Origin of the sequence: Pseudomonas grandcourensis (assembly GCF_039909015.1) — a bacterium.
GTDB lineage: Bacteria > Pseudomonadota > Gammaproteobacteria > Pseudomonadales > Pseudomonadaceae > Aquipseudomonas > Aquipseudomonas grandcourensis.
The window spans coordinates 5,224,037-5,245,653 of record NZ_CP150919.1 but is presented as its reverse complement, the minus strand read 5'-3'; the positions used below and the strand labels follow the sequence as shown (position 1 = coordinate 5,245,653).

The window sequence follows — 21,617 nt, the reverse complement described above, 5'->3', positions numbered from 1 at the left end:
CGGCAATCGAGGGCTTGATGATGAATCTTCGTATTCAGCGGCCGTTCACTTCGACGCCAAGGCGCCAGGAAGGATCGGTGAGTGTATTGATGGTCATCGCGTTGGCGGTGATCGGCATGATGGCGGCGTTGGCTCTGGACGGCGGGCATCTGATGCTGAACAAAACGCGCCTGCAGAATGCGGTGGATGCCGCCGCCCTGAGTGGCGCCAAAACCCTGAGTCAGGTGACGGGTGGTGTCAACAGTGCCAGCACGACGCAGACCGCTGCACTCAATACGCTGGTACAGAATGCCAATGCCACGGGCAACAAAGAATTGGCCACGGCTGTCGGCGGCAACGCCGGTGCATTTGCAGTGGTGGAACTGGCAAGCAGTGTCTATGGCCCGTTCTCCTTTCCCGGGCCGGCGGATGCCAAGTACGTTCGGGTATCGGTAGCGAGCTATAACCTGACGGGATTTTTCTGGAACTTCGCCCAGGCATTCGGTTCTGGCGGCCTGGGAACCAAAGCGGTGGCGGCGATCGCCACCGCCGGACCCAGTCCCACCAACCCATGTGATGTCGCACCGTTGATGATCTGTGGCGACTCGACTCAATACAACCCGGCCGCCGGCATGTTCTGGGGTTTCCAGTTTGGTGATTTGCAGGTGTTGAAGTCAGCTGCCAGCAATTCGTCCCCCATTGGCCCTGGCAACTTTCAATTGCTTGATTTCGGTTCGGGTGGCAGTTCGGTCAGAGAAGACCTGGCCGGTGGCGGCTCGGTCTGCCGCAATGTGGGTGAGACTGTCCAGACCTCACCCGGCAACACGGTCGGCCCTGCGTCTCAAGGTTTGAATACGCGCTTCGGCATCTACAACGGCCCGGTCAGTGCCTCGGACTATCCGCCAGACATGGTGACGTCGTCGAGCAATCCCGCGATCACGTACAACGACTCGGTCACCCCGGCGCAGACGCTGTACAAGGGGCAACCCGTCATCTCGAGCGGTGGCAATCTCACCGCGGGCGGTGAAGCGATACTGGACTACAACGACTGGAAGGCAAGAGTTGCCGCCTGTGTGGCGGGGTCCGGCAGTGGTTGTCAGAACGGAGGGGTCTTCGAGCGCCGGATGCTGAAAATCGTTGTTGGTGACTGCACCGGCAAACAGGGCGGTTCATCCACGATCCCTGTCCTGGGCTTTGGCTGCTATTTCGTGGTGCAGCCTATGAATGGCGGCGGCACACAAGCGCAGATCTTCGGCCAGTTTGTGCGCGAGTGCGAAGGCGACAATGTGGCCGGCCCCTCGCCGTCGACCGATTCCGGCCCGCAGATCATCCAGCTCTACAAAACCTATCTCAGCATCGGCACTCCGAGCACTGACTCGTAGGAGGCGTCATGAGACATCACACCTTTAAACGACCACGGGCACAGCAGGGCGTGGCGCTGGTGGAGTTCACCCTGGTGCTGCCGGTGTTGCTCCTGCTGTTGCTGAGCCTCGGCGAGTTAGGCCGCATGCTCTACCAGTACAACGTATTGCTGCAGGCCAGCCGCGATGCCGACCGTTTTGTCGCCAGTCAGGCCTGGAACTCGACGCTCGGCATGGTTGCCCTGAGCAGTACGCTGCAGACCCAGACAAAAAATGTAGCGGTGTATGGCGTACCCAGCCAGACCGGCACGCCGGTGGTGTCCGGGTTGACGGCCGCAAACGTAGTGGTCGCCGCAGTGGGTGTCGACCATGTACGGGTCACCATTACCTACAACTTTTGCCCGGTGATTGGCAGTGGCAATTGTAATGGAGCGATTCCAGGATTTTTTGGTAACCAGATTGCGCTGAGCATTCCGCTGGTCGCCAGTACCGTGATGAGGGCCCTGTGATGAACAGAAAACACATGCGCGGCACCTATATAGTGGAGTTCTCTTTCATTGGGCTGCTGATGTTCACGTTGTTGTTCGGCGTGGTGGAAATGGGCCGTCTGTACTTTACGGTCAATGCGCTGGATGAAGCCGTGCGCCGTGGTACGCGCCTGGCGGCGGTGTGCAATATCAGCGATCCGGTGGTGTTGCGGCGGGCAATCTTCAATGCGGCGGGCAATGCAGGCAATAGCCAACTGATCGGTAACCTGGCCACCACCAACCTGACGTTGACCTATCTGGACGTAAACGGTGCCCAGGTGGCCAACCCCGCTGACACTGTCAGCGCCAATGGCTTTCGTGCCATCCGCTATGTCCGGTTGAGTCTGCAGAACTTCGTTTTCAATCTGTTCATTCCCGGGTTCGGTGTGCCCATTACCTTGCCTGCATTCAGGGCAACGTTGCCACGCGAAAGCCTCGGGCGTCATTCCGATTCCGGGGAGATCACGCCATGCTGAATACCAAGGACACTCCACTCACCACCTCGACCGGCAAAGCCGGGCTACGGTTGCTGATCAGTAGCCGTGATGCCTCGTCGTTGCGCGATCTGCAGAGCGTCTGCCAACGCATGCCCAGCCTGGAGGTGAGCACTCGCCTGGTGAGCAATGGGCATGTCGACCCGCTCTACGGTCTGGACCGAATGCCCGATCTGTTGCTGTTGCGCGTTAGCCACCTGTGGCGCGAGGAGCTGGCGGCGCTGTTGCAGCGCCCGGCCCATGAGCGTCCGCCGATGCTGGTCTGCGGGCTGCTGAGCGAACAGGAAGGCATGCGTCTGGCGATGCAGGCCGGCGCCCGTGACGTGCTGCCGGAGCCTGTCGCCGAGACAGAACTGGTTGCCGCTTTGAATCGGCTGGTCATGGAGGTTCGGACCGGCAGCGGGGCAGAAGGGAAATTGCTCGCCGTGATCAGCTCCAAGGGCGGATCCGGCGGCACCATGCTGGCTTGCAACCTGGCTCAGCAGCTCAGCATGAAGGGGGGCAGTACCCTGTTGCTGGATATGGACCTGCAGTTTGGCAGCGTGACGCATTACCTGGATGTGGCGCAAACCCACAGCCATCTTGAGGTGTTGCATCAGATCGACGGCATGGACAGTGTTGCGCTACGCGGTTTTTGCAGCCACTTCAGCCCGACCTTGCATGTGCTGGGTGGCCGGGCCGGTGAGCTGTGTCTGCCGCAGGATGCTCAACCCGAGCAACTTGACACCCTGATGCAGTTGGCCCGCGCCAGCTATGACTGGGTAGTGATCGATCTGCCGCGGCAAATCGACCACCTCACTGGCTCAGTGCTGGAACAGGTGGATCGGGTGTACGTGGTGGTGCAGCAAAGCGTCAGCCATCTGCGCGATGCCAGCTCCCTGGTGCGGATCCTTCGCGAAGACCTGGGCGTGCGTGGGGATCAATTGCAGATAGTGGTCAACCGCTATGACAAGACGGCAGCGGTCAGCCTCAAGGATATCGGCGAGGCGCTGCGCTGCACGAACCTGTCGAAATTACCCAACGACTTCAACCTGGTCAGCCAGAGTCAGAACACTGGCGTGCCGTTGGGTCTGCATGCGCCGAAGGCGGCGATCACCGTTGCCCTGCGCAACGTGGCCGATGACCTGCTCGGCAACCAGATTGTTGGAAAAAAAGGCGTGTTCAAACGTGCCTTCAACCGTTTTTTCGGGGGGTGACCCATGATCAGCGACTTTCGTAACCGCTTGCGCAAACAGTCCGGTAAAACCGCCCCGTCGTCGGCTAACCAGCCGGGTGACGACCAGCCGGATCCGGCCGAGGAAATAATGGCGTGGGAACGTGCAATACCGGACGTTCTTTACGAAACCAAAAGTCAGGTCACCCCGGTGGAAGCCGAGTGGCGAGAAAAGATCTACCAGCAGTTGCTCAAGGTCATGGACCTGTCCTTGCTGGACTCCCTGGAACAGGCTGAGGCCACGCGGCAGATTCGCGATATTTGCCAGCGCCTGCTCGATGAGCATTCGGCACCGGTGAGTACCTCCAGCCGCCAGTTGATCATCAAGCAGATCACCGATGAAGTGCTCGGCCTTGGCCCCCTGGAGCCGTTGCTGGCCGATCACAGCGTGTCCGACATTCTGGTCAACGGCTATGCCTCGGTCTATGTCGAGCGCTTCGGCAAACTGCAGCGCACCGATGTGCGCTTTCGCGATGATCAGCATTTGCTGAACATCATTGACCGTATCGTTTCCAGCCTGGGTCGGCGTATCGACGAGTCCTCGCCGTTGGTGGACGCCCGGCTCAAGGACGGTTCGCGGGTCAACGCGATTATCCCGCCGCTGGCCATCGACGGCCCGAGCATGTCGATCCGGCGCTTTGCGGTGGACCTGCTCAATACCGACAGCCTGATCCAGGTGGGCACATTGACCCCGGCCATTGCCCTGCTGCTCAAGGCGATAGTGCGTGGGCGCTTGAACGTGCTGATTTCTGGCGGTACCGGCAGCGGCAAGACCACCATGCTCAATGTCCTGTCCAGTTTCATTCCGCAAAACGAACGGATCGTCACCATCGAGGACTCGGCCGAACTGCAACTGCAGCAGCCCCACGTGGTGCGCCTGGAAACCCGGCCTTCGAACATCGAGGGGCGCGGCGAGGTAAGCCAGCGGGAGTTGGTGCGCAACAGCCTGCGGATGCGCCCGGACCGCATCGTGATCGGCGAAGTGCGCGGCGTCGAGGCGCTGGACATGCTGACTGCGATGAACACCGGCCACGACGGCTCGTTGACCACGATCCACGCCAACACCGCGCGTGATGCGTTGGGGCGGATCGAAAACATGGTGTCGATGACCGGGGCAACCTTCCCGATCAAGGCCATGCGTCAGCAGATCGCTTCGGCCATCGATGTGGTGATTCAGCTGGAACGCCAGGAGGACGGCAAGCGCCGACTGGTCAGCGTGCAGGAAATCAACGGCATGGAAGGCGAGATCATCACCATGACCGAAATCTTCTCCTTTGCGCGCCATGGCATGGGCGAAAACGGCGAAGTGATGGGTGATTATCGGCCCAGCGGCATGATCCCCGCCTTCCGTGATGTGCTGGCCAAGCGCGGCATCGAGTTGCCGCTTACGATGTTCAGGCCTGAGTGGATGGAGGCACGGCAGTCATGAACAATATTCCCGGTGAATTCATTCTGATGTTCCTCGGCATGGTGTTTATTGCCGTCTTCCTTCTGTCCCAAGGCGTGGCGGTGCCGGTATTCGGCGAAGCCGGCAAGATGCGCAAGCTCATCCGCAGCCGCTTGCATGTATTGGAGAAAGCCAACCATCTACCCAACATGCAAACGGTGTTGAGGCAGAAGTACCTGACGCGCTTGTCGCCACTGGAGGCGATGCTCGAGCAGTTGCCTTTTATGGCGAACCTGACGCAGTTGATCGAGCAGTCGGGCCATGAATATCGTGCTTATCGGGTGGTATTGCTCGGGATTGTTCTGGGCGTTGCTGTTGGCGCGGTAGTCCTGATGTTTTCGCCGATCTGGTGGATGGCGCTGGCGCTGGCTTTTGTGGTGGCCTGGATTCCGGTCCTGAAAATCCTGCGTGATCGCAACAAGCGTTTTGCGCAGTTCGAGGAAGGGTTGCCAGATGCGCTGGATGCCATGTGCCGGGCCCTGCGCGCCGGGCACCCGTTCAATGAAACCCTGCGCCTGGTCGCCGAGGAGCACCAAGGAGCGGTCGCTCATGAGTTTGGCCTGACCTTCGCCGATATCAACTATGGCAACGATGTGCGCCGGGCCATGCTCGGCCTGCTGGAGCGCATGCCGAGCATGACGGTGATGATGCTGGTGACCTCGATCCTCATCCACCGCGAGACCGGCGGCAATCTGACGGAAGTGCTGGAGCGCCTGAGTCGGCTGATCCGTGGACGCTTCCGCTTCCAGCGCAAGATCAAGACCTTGTCGGCGGAAGGACGTATGTCGGCCTGGGTGCTGGTGGCGATTCCTTTCGTGCTGGCGATCGCAATCATCGTTACAAGCCCCAGTTACCTCCCTGTGCTGGTCAATGATCCCACGGGCCATAAGCTGATCATCGGGGCTTTTGTCGCCATGTTGGTCGGGATTTTCTGGATAAAGAAAATCATCCGGATTCAGGTTTAAGCGGTATTCGCTACCGGGAGGTACAGGGTCATGGACTTTTTACTGGGGTTGTTCAGTCGGGTTACGGGGAACGAGGAACTGGCGCGCATATTGTTCATCAGCGTGATCGGTTTGAGCACGGTGTTTGCGGTCATTGCCCTGATGTTGCTGATGTTGGGCCTTCAGGACCCGGTGCAGCGTCGCCTGGCGTTGATCAAGCGTGGTCATTTTGGCAATACGGTCGGGCAGGAGGCTCCGGGTAACCTGCAATTGCTGCTGGAGCGGGTCGGCCAGCGCTTTGCTTCGGCCGAGTCGACCAAGACGTCCACAACCCGGACCCTGTTGATGCATGCGGGTTACCGTTCCTCTTCGGCGGTGCAGATGTACTGGGCGGTGCGCCTGATGTTACCGCTGTTACTGATCGGCCTTGCGTTGCTGCTGTTGCCGTTGATCCCCAAGGTCTCATTGATGATCGGCCTGTTGGTGGTGCTCATGGCGGCCGGTATCGGATGGCTGCTGCCGGCGCTGTATGTCAGCAAGCGTAAGGAGGCGCGTCAAAACCGGCTGCGTGTCGCGTTTCCGGATGCGCTGGATCTGATGGTCGTCTGCGTGGAATCGGGCCTGGCCCTGCCCACGACCATTGAACGTGTGGCTGAAGAGATGTCGGTCAGCCACGTTGAGCTGGCTGAAGAACTGGCCCAGGTCAATGCGCAAATCCGCGCGGGCATTACCAGTACCGAGGCGCTCAAGCAACTGGCTGTGCGCACCGGTCTGGATGATGTACAAGGATTGGTCAGCCTGTTGGCGCAGAGCATCCGCTTTGGTACCAGCGTGGCCGACACCCTGCGTATCTATGCCGATGAATTCCGTGACCGGCGCACCCAGGCGGCCGAAGAGGCGGGGGCGAAAATCGGTACCAAACTGATATTTCCGCTGATCTTTTGCCTGTGGCCGAGCTTCTTTCTGGTTGCCATCGGCCCGGCCCTGATCGGGGTGTTGAGAGCATTCGGGTGAGATCAAACGGTTTGAGGCTGTCGAGTACGACAGCCTTGCCACCCGAGCCTGACCTGCACTTTTCCGCCAAAGATCAACACATCTGCTCCGGGGTAATCCGTCCAGGGAAGGATAATGCATCGATGTCACTGCTTTCCTGCACACAACATAAAGCCCGGCTTTGCAGCCAGGCCACTCTGGATTACGCCAGAGGCTGATCACTCATCGACTTGTCTCAGTTGCTGCCACCGCCGATGGTCATTTGTCCCGCTGAATCCTGGTCATAAAATTGCGGAATCGGGTAGTTGAAGCTGTTCAGCCAGCGCTGCATGGCCATATCACGTTCGGTGGCCGATGCGGTTTGCAGGTGAGGGGAGGCAACCACACCGCGAATCTGTAGCTGCAACCACTGTTCGGTGCCTTGTTGATACGGCGAAGAGGGCCCCGGCTCAATGGCCCAGGCACTGGTGGACAGGCAAGTCATGCACACGATCAACAGCCGTTTGGTATTCATCTCGACTCCTCGTACGTTCTACTTGTTCGCACTGGAAGAGGCATCGGCTACCTCAGTCTTGCGATTCCCCTCGGAGACCACCACTTTTTTGGCGGAGGCCTTGAGTTTTTCCGCGCGGGTTTGAGCCTCTACGACTTGCTTGGGGCTCAAGTCGGCGCGGGTCACGAGTTCGGCTGCCGCCTTCCAGTTATCCTGATAGATCAGCAACGTCACCATATTGAGTGCCGGCAGTGTGTTTGCCTGCTTGAGCTCCATGGCCGTCATGAACTCAAAGCGTGCTTCAGGGATCCGTCGCTGATTGAGGTAGACGACCCCCAGGTCATTTCGCATCCTGTCGTCGGTGGGGGCCATCTTCACCGCACGCTCAAGGTGAGTGGCAGCGGTGGCGTTATCATTTCTGGCGGCGGCCAACTGGCCCAGGCCATGTTCCCCTTCAGCCGCCAGACAGGTGCCGAGCAAGCTTTCGTACAACGGCTGCGCGTCGCCGCTACGCCCCATCAAGCGCATTACGCGAGCCTTGCGCAGGCGAACCTGGACCAGGTTATCGGACAATCCTTCCAGATTTGCCAGGCTGGCATACAAACGGCCTTCTTCGGCCATGTTGTCGGCCAGGTTCAGGGCCAGTTCTTGCTCCGAACCGGGCTTGGCACAGCTGGCCGGTCGCGAAGACAGGCCATTGCTGGCACAACCTGCGAGCATTAATGTCGCTGCTATTGCAATGACTGCTTTCATCGAATGTCCCCTGGCTACAACACGTTGAACGCCTGGCCAATGGCAATACAGCTGGCCCGGCAAGCGTTCAAGGTCACCGTTACGAGTGAGGGCGAGGCACGTCTGGTTCAGGCTACGGTTCATTGCGAGAGCCCGCTGAGACTGTCGAAGTCGCCATTTTCCAGGAAAAACATGCGATAGAAGTTCGGGTCGTAATTGCGCAGCTGCTCGCCAGGCAATGTCGGTAGTGGTGCATCGGCAGCCAATGGCTGGACCAGATGCGGGGTGACGATCATCAGCAGTTCGCGCTCTTCACGGTTGATGGTGTTGTCGCGGAAAAACGCGCCCAGAATCGGGATATCGCCCAACCCCGGAAACTTGTTCACCTGGGAGTCGTTGTGGGTGCTGATCAGGCCGCTGATGACGAAGCTTTCGCCGTCGGCCAGGGAGATGCTGGTATCGGTACGGCGCACGGTCAGGGCCGGGACTATCGTGCCGGCGATGCTCACGGCGTTGGTGAAGTCCAGTTCACTGACTTCCGGCGCCACCTTCAGTGCGATACGGTTTTTCCCGACGATGGTTGGCGTCAGGGTCAGGCGTATACCGAATTCCTTGTACTCGATGGACACGTTATCGCTGCCTGAACTGGGCACTGGAATCGGTACTTCACCGCCGGCCAGGAAACTCGCACTTTGCCCGCTGAGCGCAACCAGGCTTGGTCGCGCCAGGGTGTAGGCGAAACCGCTGCCTTCCAGCGCGTTGATCGCAACCAGGGTACTGCCGGTAGCAAACGTGAGGTTGAACTGGTCGTTTCTCACCGGTATCGACGGCGTGACTATGCCGCTGATGGTGGGCAAGGTTCTCGGCGAGCCGAACAGCCAGTTGCCCCGGACGCCGAAAATCGAGGCGGAGGCTTCCTTGAGCTTGGTCCGGCTGACTTCAACGAAACGGACATCGGTCTGCACCTGGCTCGGCAGCAGCGGGTCGTCGGAAGGTACCGTCGGCGCGCTGGTCAGCGCCGACGTGGCCTTGCCCTTGACGAACACCATGCTTTGGCGCGGCGTTTTCGAACAGGCGGTCCAGACCATCAGGCTGGTGGTCCCCGGCGCAATGCCCGTGAGTATGAAGGCGTTGCTGCCGCTGGGTTGCACGTCGGCAATTTTCGGGTCACCCACCGCCAGTTGCGTTACCGGAACGGGGCTGCGCAGTTCATTCTGAAGTCCCTGACCGACCTCGTACGTTGTCGGCCAGTTGTCCAGTTGCGGGCAGTTGGCCGGCGCGGCCTGAGCCGCATCCACGCTCAGGCCCATCCAGAACAGGCCATGGATAATTCGCTTGAAAGCGGGCTCGGTACGAAAGCTCATTGAGTACATCCTCGCTGGATAGGCCATTTTTAGTCAGGCCGAGTTGTCTCGGATCACTTCATGGGGATCGGACTATCCCCCCCAATGCGCCAGACCACTCATCCATGGCCCAGGCGTTATTCCTTGCGTGCTACGCACGAGCGGGCGCAATTCGCTGATCTGGCTGGATAGCGAGCGACCTTTGCTGAAACGGTTTTCAGTGATCCGGTGACCTGGACTGCCGGCAAGAGCGAGACTCGCGGCCATGGACGGCACTGTCTGTTGTCCTGATTTCCCCTGAAAGTAATCGGCAATGCAGGTACATAGCCGGAAAACGCCTGCCAGGATCATGGTGAGGTAACTCCTTTTGCCAATCCGCTATCTGATCACTGAAGCTAACGTGGAAACTCGAGCCGTTATGACTTCTTGTAGTTTGAAGGTAGTTCAATCAAACCAAAGTGCCATGAGTTAGAGAGAAAACTGTTGGTGCAAAGGCTGGAGATAGGCAGGCGAACGCTATGGGCAAGGTCGCAGAACAGTGCGGTTGCCTGAAACTGGCGGGTTGCGCTGAAGGCAATAAACAAAAAAGGCCCGCATGCTTGAACATGCGGGCCTTTGGCATCACTGATTGAAGATCAGTGCTTGCGGTCCTGGTTCGACAGCGCCAGCAGCTGCTTTTCCTGGTTCCAGTCGAAAGGTTCGTCGTTCTGTTCGGCTTCGAAGCGGCGTTCTTCCAGTGCCTGATACAGGTCGATTTCTTCATCGGACAAGTAGTGCAGGCAGTCACCGGCGAAATACCACAGTAGATCCCGTGGAATCAGGTGGGCGATTTGCGGATAACGGGAAATGACTTGAGTCAGGATGTCCTGGCCCAGGTATTGGCTTTCGATCGGCTCGATCGGCAGTGACGCCAGCAGTTCGTCGAAGCGCTCAAGGAACAAGGCATGGCTTTCTTCGGGAACCTGCTCGGCCTCACCTACGGCGACCAGGATGCTGCGCAGGTGGTCGAGTAAAACGAGATGATCGGCAACGATGTTGGACACGAGATAAGTCCTCAAGAGCAAAACGGGCGCGGGAGTATAAAGCGCCCGCGCCCGTTTTTACACATTTGAAGGGATCAGCGGATTTTTCCCTCGGCCAGTGCCAAGGCCTCTTGGTCAAAGTCATCGACATCGATCACCTTGCGCCGGGCCGCTTCGGCTTCACGCAGGGTTTGGGCTTCCACCGGCTGCAGTACGCCAGCCTCAAGTGCAGCATCGATCACCGACTCGCCAGCCACCGGGTTGACCTGGCCGCTCTTGAGTGCCACATGCAGTTTCTTCTGCAACGGCTGTGCGGCGCTCAACAGATTGCAGGCGTGTTGCAATGCACCCACCGGATCGTCGCTCCCTTGCGGGCGGTAGCAACCCAGGAGCACTTCCTCCAGTGCCGGGTCGCCCTTGGCGCGGCCGATCACCCCAGCGACTTCGGCACCGAGTTTGTCCGATGGCCCTTTGTGCCGGCGACCGAACGGGAACACGATCACCCGCAACAGGTAGCCCACGACTTTGTTCGGGAAGTTGCTCAGCAGTTCATCCATGGCCCGTTCCGCCTGGCCCAGGCTTTCTTCCATGGCCCAGGTCAGCAGTGGTGTCATGTACTGCGGTGAGTCGAGGTCGTTGTAGCGCTTGAGTGCGGCCGAGGCCAGGTAAAGGTTGCTCAGTACGTCGCCCAGTCGTGCGGACAAGCGTTCGCGGCGTTTCAGTGCGCCGCCCAGCAACATCATGCTGAGGTCGGCGAGCAGGGCAAAAGCAGCGGCCTGACGATTGAGGGCGCGGAAGTAACCTTGGCTGAGTTTGTCGCCCGGGGTGTGTTCCAGGTGCCCGAAACCGAGATTGAGAACCAGCGTACTGGCGGCGTTGCCCACGGCAAAACCGATGTGCTTGAGCAGCAGCTCATCGAACTCTCTGAGCGCCTGATCCTTGTCCTCACGGCCGGCGAGGGCCATTTCCTTGAGCACGAAGGGATGGCAGCGAATCGCGCCCTGGCCGAAGATCATCAAGTTGCGCGAGAGAATGTTCGCGCCTTCGACGGTGATGAAAATCGGTGCGCCGTTCCATTTGCGGCCGAGGTAATTGTTCGGCCCCATGATGATCGCCTTGCCGCCGTGCACATCCATGGCATCGCTGATGCAGTCGCGGCCGCGCTCGGTCAGGTGGTACTTGAGAATCGCCGACAGCACCGACGGCTTCTCGCCCAGATCGACAGCATTGGCGGTGAGCATGCGGGCGGCGTCCATCATCCAGGCATTGCCGCCAATGCGGGCCATGGCTTCCTGGATGCCTTCGAACGTGGCAATCGGCACATTGAACTGCTCGCGAACCTGAGCGTACTGGCCCGTCACCAGGCTGGTGAACTTGGCCATGCCGGTGCCCACCGCGGGCAGGGAAATCGAACGCCCGACCGACAGGCAATTCATCAGCATCATCCAGCCTTTGCCGAGCATTTCCTGGCCACCGATGAGGAACTCCAGCGGGACGAACACATCCTTGCCTGAGTTCGGGCCATTCATGAACGCGGCGCCCAAGGGCAGATGCCGGCGACCGATGTCGACACCGGCGATGTCGGTCGGAATCAGCGCCAGGCTGATGCCCAGGTCTTCCTTGTCGCCCAGCAGGTGATCCGGGTCGTAGGCCTTGAAGGCCAGGCCGAGGAGGGTGGCCACCGGGCCGAGGGTGATGTAGCGTTTTTCCCAGTTCAGGCGCAGGCCGAGGACTTCCTGGCCTTCCCATTCACCTTTGCAGATCACCCCGGAGTCCGGCATGCCGCCGGCGTCGGAGCCGGCCAGCGGACCGGTCAGGGCAAAGCACGGGATGTCGTCACCGCGCGCCAGGCGAGGCAGGTAATGATTGCGTTGTTCGTCGGTGCCGTAGTGCAGCAACAGTTCGGCCGGGCCGAGGGAGTTGGGGACCATCACGGTGGAGGCGAGGTCGCCGCTGTGGCTCGCCAGTTTCATCGCCACTTGTGAGTGGGCATAGGCGGAGAAGCCCTTGCCGCCAAACTCCTTGGGGATGATCAGGGCGAAAAAGCCGTTGTCCTTGATGAAGGTCCAGGCTTGCGGCGGCAGGTCCATGGTTTGACCGAGTTGCCATTCATTGACCATGGTGCAGAGTGTTTCGGTCGGCCCGTCGATGAAAGCCTGTTCCTCTTCATTTAATTGCGCCTTGGGATAGGACAGCAGTTTGCTCCAGTCCGGACGGCCACTGAACAGCTCGCCGTCCCACCAGACCGTGCCGGCGTCGATGGCATCGCGTTCGGTTTGCGACATCGGCGGCAAGGTTTTCTGGAACCAGTTGAACATCGGCGCACTGAACAATTTGCGGCGCAGGTCGGGCAGCAGCAGGGGGGCTGCGACGGCGGCGATCAACACCCAGAAAACCAGCAACAACCAGCCCGGCGCGCGGCTGAAAGCGCCCATGGCCACGACATAGATGGCCACGATGACCAAGGCGGGCAGTGGGGCGATGCGGCGGTGGGCCAAATAAGCAATCCCGACCAGCAGAACCAGTATCCACAACAGCAGCATATTCATTCCTCCGTGAAACCAGGGCGAACCAGCCCACAGAGCTTAGACGGCATCCGCGAAACAGGCTGGTTGGAGCGATGTGATTGGAATCGTGGGAAAAGCGTTGATTGAGCGAGCGGCAAAGCGCCCATGTTTGGCCGAAACGTCGTTATCTCTGTGCTGAGGCTCTCGCTAGACTCGGGGCTTCCCCAGGAGATTATTCTCATGCACGAGTACCTGAGTCCCGGCCGCTTCATCGATAGTGACCATCCGTCCGTGGTGGAGTTCGCCGAAAAGCACCGTGGCGCCAGTCGCGATCCGCTGGAGCAGGCGATCAGTCTCTATTACGCCGTGCGCGAAGCGGTGCGCTACAACCCGTACACATTCAGTCGCGACCCGCAGACCCTGCGCGGCAGTTATGCGCTGGCGGCCGGGGAGAGCTACTGCGTTCCCAAGGCCACGTTGCTGGCAGGTGCTGCGCGGCATTGCGGGATTCCTGCGCGGATCGGCCTGGCGGATGTGCGCAATCATTTGTCGACGCCACGGCTGCTTGAGTTGCTCAAGAGCGACATGTTTGCCATGCACGGCTACACCGAATTTTACTTGCAGGATCGCTGGGTCAAGGCGACGCCAGCGTTCAACCGCAAACTCTGCGATCTGTTCAATGTGGCGCCGCTGGAATTCGACGGGATCAATGACAGCGTTTTTCATCCCTTCAACCGCGATGGCGCGAAGCTGATGGAGTACCTCGTCGATCACGGCCAGTTCGCCGACGTCCCTGAAACGTTCTTTTTCGAACACCTGGAAAAATGCTATCCGCACCTGTTCGGCGAGCAGCAGCAACCGCTGTTGGGCGACATGCAGAGCGATTTGAGTCGCGCCTGATCCGGCGTATGCTGCCTGCCCACTTACCGAAAAAGAGGCGGTCATGCTGAAGATCTGGGGTCGGAAAAACTCGTCGAATGTCAGAAAACCATTGTGGGCCGCCGAAGAGCTGGGGCTGGCCTATGAGGCAATCGACGCCGGTGGTGCCTTTGGTGTCGTCGATACGCCCGAGTACCGCGCCATGAATCCCAATGGTCGCGTGCCTGTCATTGAAGACGACGGTTTTGTGTTGTGGGAATCCAACGCCATTGTGCGTTACCTGATGGCCTTGCATGCCGACGGCACGGCCTGGTACCCGAACAATCTCAAGGCTCGCGCCACTGCCGACAAGTGGATGGACTGGACCACCTCAAGCTTTGCCGGTCCGTTCCGTACCGTGTTCTGGGGTGTGCTGCGTACCCCGGCAGACCAGCAGGACTGGCCCGCCATCAAGGCGGCGATCAAGGAATGCGACACGCTGCTGGCGATGGCCGATCAGGCATTGGCGAACAAGCCCTACCTGTCCGGAGACGAGATCGGCATGGGCGATATTCCCTTGGGCAGTTTCATTTATGCCTGGTTCGAGATGCCGATCGAGCGAGCGCCGCAACCCCATCTGCAGGCCTGGTACGCGCGGTTGAAACAGCGTCCGGCGTATCAAAAGGCGGTCATGACCGCGTTGACTTAATACTCACTATCGACACGCTTGACTGTACTTGTGTGGCGGCGACAAGCACCATTGTGCCAGGTCGCTGCGGTTGTATTGTTCGCCGCCGCCCATACTTATCCCTTTCTTCCCTTCTTGGTGCGTAAATCAGATATGAGTTCCGCTCTGTCCATCCGGCAGCTAACCAAAACCTACGGCAACGGTTTCCAGGCCCTGAGTGGTATCGATCTGGATGTCGCCGAAGGTGACTTTTTCGCCTTGCTCGGCCCGAACGGCGCCGGCAAATCCACGACCATCGGCATTCTCTCGACCCTGGTGAACAAGACCAGCGGCACGGTGAATATCTTCGGTCACGACCTGGACAGGAATCCTGCGCAGCTCAAGCGCTCCATCGGCGTGGTGCCTCAGGAATTCAACTTCAACCAGTTCGAAAAGACGTTCGACATCGTCGTGACCCAGGCCGGCTACTACGGCATCCCGGCGAAAATCGCCAAGGAACGCGCCGAACAGTACCTGACCCAGCTCGGCCTGTGGGACAAGAAGGACGTGCCGTCGCGTTCACTGTCCGGCGGCATGAAGCGTCGCCTGATGATCGCCCGCGCGCTGGTTCATGAACCGCGCCTGCTGATCCTCGACGAACCGACCGCCGGGGTGGACATCGAACTGCGTCGCTCGATGTGGAGCTTCCTCACCGAGCTGAACCAGAAAGGCATTACCATCATCCTCACCACCCACTATCTGGAAGAGGCTGAGCAGTTGTGCCGCAACATCGGCATCATCGACCACGGCACCATTGTCGAGAACACCAGCATGAAGCAGTTGCTCAGCCAATTGCATGTGGAAACGTTCCTGCTGGATATGAAGAACACGCTGCAAGTGGCTCCGCAGTTGCTCGGCTATCCGTCCCGGTTGATCGACGGCCACACTCTGGAAGTCCAGGTGGACAAGTCCATGGGCATCACCGCGCTGTTCACCCAGTTGGCGCAGCAGAACATCGAAGTGCTGAGCCTGCGTAACAAAACCAATCGCCTCGAGGAGTTGTTCGTGTCCCTGGTGGAGAAAAATCTGTCGAAGGTGGCGGTATGAGTTCCGAGCTGCGCCCCAACCTCGTTGCCCTCAACACCATTGTTTACCGTGAAGTCCGGCGGTTCACCCGGATCTGGCCGCAGACCTTGCTGCCGCCGGCCATCACCATGGTCCTGTACTTCGTGATCTTCGGTAATTTGATCGGTCGGCAGATTGGCGACATGGGTGGCTTCACTTACATGGAGTACATCGTGCCGGGGCTGATCATGATGTCGGTGATCACCAACTCCTACGGCAACGTGGTGTCGAGTTTCTTCGGCAGCAAGTTCCAGCGCTCCATTGAAGAACTGATGGTCTCGCCGCTGTCGCCGCACACCATTCTGATCGGCTACACCCTGGGCGGCGTACTGCGCGGGTTGATGGTGGGGATCATCGTGACCCTGCTGTCGCTGTTCTTCACCCACTTGCAGGTGCACCACCTGGGCGTGACCATTCTGGTGGTGGTGCTGACCGCGACGATTTTCTCGCTGCTGGGCTTCATCAACGCCGTGTTTGCACGCAATTTCGATGACATTTCGATCATTCCGACTTTCGTGCTGACGCCACTGACCTACCTGGGCGGGGTCTTCTACTCGATCACCTTGCTGCCGCCGTTCTGGCAGACCGTGTCCCTGGCCAACCCGGTGCTGCACATGGTCAACGCATTCCGTTACGGCATCCTTGGTGTTTCGGATATCCGTATCAGCGTGGCCATCGCCTTCATGCTGGTCGCGACCGCGGTGCTGTATCTCGGTAGTGCAAGGTTGCTGGTGAGTGGACGCGGGATGCGGACCTAAGGGATACCGCGTCGCCTGCATCGCGAGCCCAGACACCGCAAAAAAAACGGCCTCCCAAGTGGAGGCCGTTTTGCATTCTCACATCCGGCTCTTCTTGCGCCGCTTCCACTGCCTGGCCACCCACCAGCGCCAATACGCCATTACGAGGAAGTAGGCCAATGCACCCAGCGCCAGCCCCGTCACCACCGAGCCCAGCAGAAACGGTTGCCACAAGGTCGAGATTTCACCCCTGATCCATTCCCAGGTCAGTGAGTCCGGCAACTGACGGGCGGGAACGTCCATCAGCCAGGCGCCGGTCTGGTAGGTGCAGAAGAACACCGCAGGCATGGTGATCGGGTTGGTTAGCCAGACCAGGCTCACGGCAATCGGCATGTTGCCGCGCACGATGATGGCAAGGATTGCCGCCAGCAGCATCTGCAGCGGGATCGGCAGGAACGCGGCGAACAGGCCCACCGCCATGGCGCGGGCAACGGAGTGGCGGTTGAGGTGCCACAGGTTCGGGTCATGCAACAGCGTGCCGAGAAAGCGTAAGGATTTGTGTTCCCTGATGCTCATCGGGTCTGGCATGTAACGTTTGAATAAGCGCCGGGGCATAAGGCTTCTCGGTCGGTCAGGGTGGCAAGTATGTCTGGATTCTATGAGCTGCCCATTCAGACTTTGTGACAATTATTGACGACGCCCATGCGGCGGGCGGGCTAAGCCTTGAGGGTACTCTCAAGGACGGGCTTATGCGCACAGGGATGATGGCGCTGGCGTTGGGTCTTTTGACCTTGCGTTTTTTACCGGCATTACCGCCGGTCTGGTTGTGGCTGGCGATGCCGGTGGCGGGTTTGATGTTGCTGCCTTTCAGGACCTATCCGGTGGCGTTTTACCTGTTCGGTTTGAGCTGGGCCTGCGCGAATGCGCAGTGGGCGCTGGATGACCGGTTGCCGCCGGCGCTGGACGGGGAAACCCGCTGGGTCGAAGGGCGGGTCACGGGCTTGCCCCGGCATGACGACGGTGTCGTGCGTTTCGAATTGACCGATATCCAGTCCCGACGTACCCGGCTGCCGCGGCAAATGCGTCTGGCCTGGTATGGCGGGCCACCGGTGAACAGTGGCGAGCGCTGGCGTCTGGCAGTCAAGTTGAAGCGCCCGATCGGGCTCCTCAATCCGCAGGCCTTCGACTACCAGGCCTGGTTGCTGGCACAACGCATAGGGGCGACCGGGACAATCAAGCAGGGCGAACGCCTTGCGCCAGCCCGAGGGGCCTGGCGCGATGCTATCCGACAGCGATTGCTGGCGGTGGATGCCCAAGGGCGAAACGGCGCGTTGACGGCATTGGTGCTCGGGGACGGCGCCGGGCTGAGTCGCGAAGACTGGCAGGTATTGCAGGACACCGGCACGGTGCATCTGTTGGTGATTTCCGGGCAGCACATCGGGTTGCTGGCGGGCGTCGTGTATCTGCTGATCGCCGGCCTGGCCCGCTTTGGGCTGTGGCCGAACCGTCTGCCATGGTTGCCCTGGGCGTGTGGCCTGGCATTCGCCGCGGCGCTCGGTTACGGGATGCTGGCCGGTTTCGAGGTGCCGGTACGACGGGCCTGCCTGATGATTGCAATGGTGTTGTTGTGGCGCCTGCGGTTCCGTCATCTCGGTGCATGGTGGCCACTGTTGTTGGCACTCGTCGGGATTTTGTTGCTGGAGCCGCTGGCCAGCCTTCAGCCTGGTTTCTGGTTGTCTTTCGCGGCTGTGGCCGTCTTGATTTTGACCTTCGGCGGACGTTTGGGGCCTTGGCGTTGGTGGCAGACCTGGACCCGGGCCCAGTGGCTTATTGCAATCGGTCTGTGTCCGCTGTTACTGGCTTTGGGGTTGCCAATCAGTCTCAGCGGGCCGCTGGCCAATTTGTTCGCGGTGCCCTGGATCAGTCTGGTGGTCCTGCCACCGGCGTTGCTCGGGACGCTGTTGCTGCCGGTGCCTTACGTGGGTGAGAAATTGCTGTGGCTGGCGGGCGGCCTGATCGACGGGTGGTTCAGGGCGTTGGGGCTCGTCTCCGGTGAGGTTCCCGCGTGGGTGCCCGCGGCAGTCCCGCTATGGGCCTGGGTAATTGGTGCCATTGGCGCCTTCTTGTTACTGCTGCCGCGAGGCGTACCGATGCGCCCGTTAGGGTGGCCCATGCTGTTGATGCTGGTTTTATCGCCCAGGCCGATGTTGGAGGAAGGCATGGCCGAAGTCTGGCAACTGGATGTGGGGCAGGGCCTGGCGATCCTGGTGCGCACTCGGCATCACACGTTGTTGTATGACGCCGGACCGCGTTTCGGTGAACTCGACCAAGGGGAACGGGTGGTGCTGCCGGCATTGCGCAAACTGGGGGTGAAGGGGCTCGACCTGATGCTGATCAGCCACGCCCACGCCGATCATGCCGGCGGTGCCCCGGCGGTTGCCAGGGGCTTGCCGGTGAAACAGGTGGTCAGTGGTGAACCGTCAGACTTACCTGCGCAATTGCAGGCCGGGAGCTGTGAGAGCGGTCGGCAATGGACCTGGGATGAAGTCGATTTCCAGCTCTGGCATTGGCCATTGGCTGGCGACAGCAACCAGAACTCCTGTGTCTTGCTGATCGAGGCCAATGGCGAACGGCTGCTGTTGAGTGGCGACATCGACGCCGCCGCCGAGAGAGCCCTGCTGGCCAGTCCGCTGGCCGTGCCCACCGATTGGCTGCAGGCGCCACACCACGGCAGTCGCAGTTCGTCGTCCAATGCCCTGCTGGATGCCCTGCAACCCAAAGGGGCGCTGATCTCCCGCGGGCAGGGCAATTCGTTTGGCCATCCCCATCCCACGGTCATCGCGCGTTATCAAAAACGTGGAATGGCGATCTACGACAGCGTCGAACAGGGTGCCATTCGTCTGCAATTGGGACGCTTCGAGCCGCCGTGGTCAATGCGCCAGGAGCGGCGTTTCTGGCGCGATCCGCCGCCCTTGAACCCATAACCGAGCATTATCAAAGCCCGACCGGATGCGACATCACGGTCTTCGGTGCTTGCACCCCCTATGTTAGAGTGGCGCACTTTTTCGAGGGGGCTGTCACTGTGTGGGAATTGGTCAAATCCGGCGGCTGGATGATGCTGCCGATCATTTTGAGTTCCATCGCGGCCATGGCGATCGTTGCCGAGCGTCTGTGGACCCTGCGGGCCAGCCGCGTGACCCCGGAGCACTTGCTCGGGCAGGTCTGGGTCTGGATCAAGGACAAACAGCTCAACAAGGAAAAACTCAAGGAACTGCGCGCCAACTCCCCGTTGGGCGAGATCCTGGCGGCCGGCCTGGCCAACTCCAGGCATGGTCGCGAGATCATGAAAGAGTGCATCGAAGAGGCTGCTGCCCGGGTGATCCACGAGTTGGAGCGCTACATCAACGCGCTGGGCACCATCGCCGCCATGGCGCCGTTGCTGGGTCTGCTTGGTACCGTGTTGGGCATGATCGATATCTTCAGTTCGTTCATGGGCACCGGCATGACGACCAACGCCGCAGTGCTGGCCGGCGGTATTTCCAAAGCCTTGATTACCACGGCTTCGGGTCTGATCGTCGGTATCCCGTCGGTGTTCTTCCACCGTTTTCTGCAACGGCGCATTGATGAGCTCGTCGTGGGCATGGAGCAGGAAGCCATCAAGCTGGTTGAAGTGGTGCAGGGCGACCGTGACGTTGATCTGGCCGAGGGCAAAGCGTGAAATTCCGCCGCAAGCAACGGGAGAACGTGGACATCAACCTCGTGTCGCTGATCGACGTGGTGTTTGTCCTGCTGCTGTTTTTCGTCGTGACCACCACCTTTACCCGCGAAACCCAGTTGCGCGTTGAGCTGCCGGAAGCGGTCAGTGGCGCATCTGCCGACGACCAGGCCCGGCAGCTCGATATCGCCATCAGTGCCGACGGTGTGTTCTCGGTGAACAACCATATATTGCCGAAAAGCGACCTGGCCTCGCTGATGGACGCGCTGCAAAAAGAAGCCAACGGCGACACCAACCGACCACTTTCCATCAGCGCTGACGGCAAGACTCAGCATCAGTCCGTTGTGACTGCCATGGATGCGGCCGGCAAACTCGGCTTCAGTCATTTGCGCATGACTACCATCGAGGCGGCGCCCCCGGCGCCCTGATGGCCATGTCCAATCGATTGCTCGCCGCGTGGTACGCAGGTCATCCGGCCCTGAAGCTGTTGCAGCCGCTGGAGTGGTTGTACCGGCGCGTGGTCATGAACAAGCGCAAGCGCTTTCTGGCGGGTGAGGGCGAGATCTATCAGCCGCCGGTGCCGCTGATCGTGGTCGGCAACATCACCGTGGGTGGCACCGGCAAGACGCCGCTGATTCTGTGGATGATCGAGCACTGCCAGCGCAGCGGCCTGCGGGTCGGCGTGGTCAGCCGTGGCTACGGCGCCAAACCGCCGCAGTTGCCGTGGCGAGTCGAGGCCGAACAGAGCGCCGACGTCGCCGGTGACGAGCCGTTGCTGATCGTCCAGCGCACCGGCGTGCCGCTGATGATCGACCCCAATCGCAGCAACGCCGTCAAAGCCTTGCTGGCCAGTGAGCCGCTGGACCTGATCCTGTCCGACGACGGCATGCAGCACTACCGCCTGGCCCGTGACCTGGAACTGGTGCTGATCGACGCCGCCCGTGGCCTGGGCAACCGCCGTTGCCTGCCTGCCGGGCCATTGCGCGAACCGGCCGAGCGCCTGCAAAGCGTCGACGCGGTGCTCTACAACGGTGCCGTGGCCGACCGCGATGATGGATTTGCCTTTCAATTGCGACCCACCGCGCTGGTCAATCTGCGCAGCGGCGAACGGCGTCCCCTCGACCACTTCCCCAGCGGCCAGGCCCTTCACGCGGTGGCCGGCATCGGCAATCCGCAACGTTTCTTCAAGACCCTCGAAACGCTACACTGGCAGCCGGTTCCACATGCGTTTGCCGACCACGCCGAATACAGCGTGGAGGCTTTGAATTTCATGCCGTCATTGCCGTTGGTGATGACGGAAAAGGACGCGGTGAAATGCCGTGCCTTTGCCGCCGCCGACTGGTGGTACCTGGCAGTCGATGCTGTGCCGTCGCAGGCCTTCGTGGCCTGGTTCGACACACAGCTGATGCGCCTGCTGCCGGCTCGTTTGTTGCCTTAACTCCGTTTTTTCAGGGAATGCT

At 60.2% G+C, this 21,617-nt stretch carries 21 protein-coding genes; 15 read left to right on the top strand and 6 right to left on the bottom strand.

Annotated features, from left to right (window positions below; translation table 11 throughout):
• The first annotated feature begins 17 nt into the window (after nt 1-17).
• The 7 genes from AABM52_RS23405 to AABM52_RS23375 are packed head-to-tail and all read left to right on the top strand — an operon-like array spanning nt 18 to nt 6,979.
• On the top strand, nt 18-1,361 hold the full coding sequence (locus AABM52_RS23405; RefSeq protein ID WP_347908302.1) for a TadE/TadG family type IV pilus assembly protein: 1,344 nt from the start codon (nt 18-20) through the stop codon (nt 1,359-1,361).
• A gap of 8 nt (nt 1,362-1,369) precedes the next feature.
• Complete coding sequence (locus AABM52_RS23400; protein WP_347908300.1) at nt 1,370-1,849, top strand: TadE/TadG family type IV pilus assembly protein; 480 nt, start codon at nt 1,370-1,372, stop codon at nt 1,847-1,849.
• A complete protein-coding gene (locus tag AABM52_RS23395; RefSeq protein WP_347908298.1) occupies nt 1,849-2,343 on the top strand; it encodes a TadE/TadG family type IV pilus assembly protein in 495 nt (164 codons plus the stop codon). Before AABM52_RS23400 ends, AABM52_RS23395 begins: the two co-directional genes overlap by 1 nt.
• Nucleotides 2,337-3,557 (top strand): AAA family ATPase, encoded by a 1,221-nt coding sequence (locus AABM52_RS23390; RefSeq protein WP_347908296.1) that lies wholly within the window; start codon nt 2,337-2,339, stop codon nt 3,555-3,557. Before AABM52_RS23395 ends, AABM52_RS23390 begins: the two co-directional genes overlap by 7 nt.
• A 3-nt stretch (nt 3,558-3,560) precedes the next feature.
• On the top strand, nt 3,561-5,003 hold the full coding sequence (locus AABM52_RS23385; protein WP_347908295.1) for a CpaF family protein: 1,443 nt from the start codon (nt 3,561-3,563) through the stop codon (nt 5,001-5,003).
• Nucleotides 5,000-5,986, top strand: coding sequence for a type II secretion system F family protein (locus tag AABM52_RS23380; protein WP_347908293.1), 987 nt, complete (start codon nt 5,000-5,002; stop codon nt 5,984-5,986). Before AABM52_RS23385 ends, AABM52_RS23380 begins: the two co-directional genes overlap by 4 nt.
• A 30-nt stretch (nt 5,987-6,016) precedes the next feature.
• The gene (locus AABM52_RS23375; RefSeq protein ID WP_347908292.1) at nt 6,017-6,979 is read left to right on the top strand and encodes a type II secretion system F family protein; all 963 of its coding nucleotides are present in this window, start codon (nt 6,017-6,019) and stop codon (nt 6,977-6,979) included.
• A gap of 214 nt (nt 6,980-7,193) precedes the next feature.
• Here AABM52_RS23375 and AABM52_RS23370 read toward each other — a convergent pair whose 3' ends face one another.
• From AABM52_RS23370 to AABM52_RS23350, 5 genes are all read right to left on the bottom strand, one after another.
• Complete coding sequence (locus tag AABM52_RS23370) at nt 7,194-7,472, bottom strand: DUF3613 domain-containing protein (protein WP_347908291.1); 279 nt, start codon at nt 7,470-7,472, stop codon at nt 7,194-7,196.
• An 18-nt stretch (nt 7,473-7,490) separates the two neighbouring features.
• Nucleotides 7,491-8,204, bottom strand: a complete 714-nt coding sequence (locus AABM52_RS23365; protein WP_347908289.1) for a tetratricopeptide repeat protein — start codon at nt 8,202-8,204, stop codon at nt 7,491-7,493.
• A gap of 119 nt (nt 8,205-8,323) precedes the next feature.
• Complete coding sequence (locus AABM52_RS23360) at nt 8,324-9,547, bottom strand: type II and III secretion system protein family protein (protein ID WP_347908287.1); 1,224 nt, start codon at nt 9,545-9,547, stop codon at nt 8,324-8,326.
• Nucleotides 9,548-10,161: 614 nt separating this feature from the next.
• Nucleotides 10,162-10,569 carry a PA2817 family protein gene (locus AABM52_RS23355; RefSeq protein WP_347908285.1) on the bottom strand — a complete coding sequence of 136 codons (408 nt, stop codon included), beginning with the start codon at nt 10,567-10,569 and terminating at the stop codon, nt 10,162-10,164.
• Nucleotides 10,570-10,643: 74 nt separating this feature from the next.
• Complete coding sequence (locus AABM52_RS23350; protein WP_347908283.1) at nt 10,644-13,091, bottom strand: acyl-CoA dehydrogenase; 2,448 nt, start codon at nt 13,089-13,091, stop codon at nt 10,644-10,646.
• Between the two features lie 204 nt (nt 13,092-13,295).
• On the opposite strand from AABM52_RS23350, the gene AABM52_RS23345 reads away from it, so the two are divergent.
• From AABM52_RS23345 to AABM52_RS23330, 4 genes are all read left to right on the top strand, one after another.
• A complete protein-coding gene (locus AABM52_RS23345; protein WP_347908281.1) occupies nt 13,296-13,955 on the top strand; it encodes a transglutaminase family protein in 660 nt (219 codons plus the stop codon).
• 43 nt (nt 13,956-13,998) lie between these two features.
• Nucleotides 13,999-14,622 carry a glutathione S-transferase family protein gene (locus AABM52_RS23340; RefSeq protein ID WP_150754010.1) on the top strand — a complete coding sequence of 208 codons (624 nt, stop codon included), beginning with the start codon at nt 13,999-14,001 and terminating at the stop codon, nt 14,620-14,622.
• Nucleotides 14,623-14,754: 132 nt separating this feature from the next.
• Nucleotides 14,755-15,687: an ABC transporter ATP-binding protein gene (locus tag AABM52_RS23335; RefSeq protein WP_347908280.1), complete on the top strand. Its 933-nt coding sequence runs from the start codon at nt 14,755-14,757 to the stop codon at nt 15,685-15,687.
• Complete coding sequence (locus AABM52_RS23330; RefSeq protein ID WP_046037490.1) at nt 15,684-16,463, top strand: ABC transporter permease; 780 nt, start codon at nt 15,684-15,686, stop codon at nt 16,461-16,463. The genes AABM52_RS23335 and AABM52_RS23330 overlap by 4 nt, the downstream gene beginning before the upstream one ends.
• A gap of 78 nt (nt 16,464-16,541) precedes the next feature.
• On the opposite strand, the gene AABM52_RS23325 is transcribed toward AABM52_RS23330, so the two are convergent.
• Nucleotides 16,542-17,057 (bottom strand): DUF2062 domain-containing protein, encoded by a 516-nt coding sequence (locus AABM52_RS23325; protein ID WP_347908278.1) that lies wholly within the window; start codon nt 17,055-17,057, stop codon nt 16,542-16,544.
• Nucleotides 17,058-17,191: 134 nt separating this feature from the next.
• Between AABM52_RS23325 and AABM52_RS23320 the strand changes: the two genes are divergently transcribed.
• The 4 genes from AABM52_RS23320 (at nt 17,192) to lpxK (ending at nt 21,595) form a co-directional block, all read left to right on the top strand.
• A complete protein-coding gene (locus AABM52_RS23320) occupies nt 17,192-19,426 on the top strand; it encodes a DNA internalization-related competence protein ComEC/Rec2 (RefSeq protein ID WP_347908277.1) in 2,235 nt (744 codons plus the stop codon).
• Nucleotides 19,427-19,524: 98 nt separating this feature from the next.
• Nucleotides 19,525-20,160 carry a MotA/TolQ/ExbB proton channel family protein gene (locus AABM52_RS23315; RefSeq protein WP_167368554.1) on the top strand — a complete coding sequence of 212 codons (636 nt, stop codon included), beginning with the start codon at nt 19,525-19,527 and terminating at the stop codon, nt 20,158-20,160.
• Entirely contained in the window at nt 20,157-20,585 is a 429-nt protein-coding gene (locus tag AABM52_RS23310) for a biopolymer transporter ExbD (protein ID WP_347908276.1), read from the top strand. The genes AABM52_RS23315 and AABM52_RS23310 overlap by 4 nt, the downstream gene beginning before the upstream one ends.
• Nucleotides 20,585-21,595 (top strand): tetraacyldisaccharide 4'-kinase, encoded by a 1,011-nt coding sequence (gene lpxK / locus AABM52_RS23305; protein WP_347908275.1) that lies wholly within the window; start codon nt 20,585-20,587, stop codon nt 21,593-21,595. The genes AABM52_RS23310 and lpxK overlap by 1 nt, the downstream gene beginning before the upstream one ends.
• The last annotated feature ends 22 nt before the right edge of the window (nt 21,596-21,617 follow it).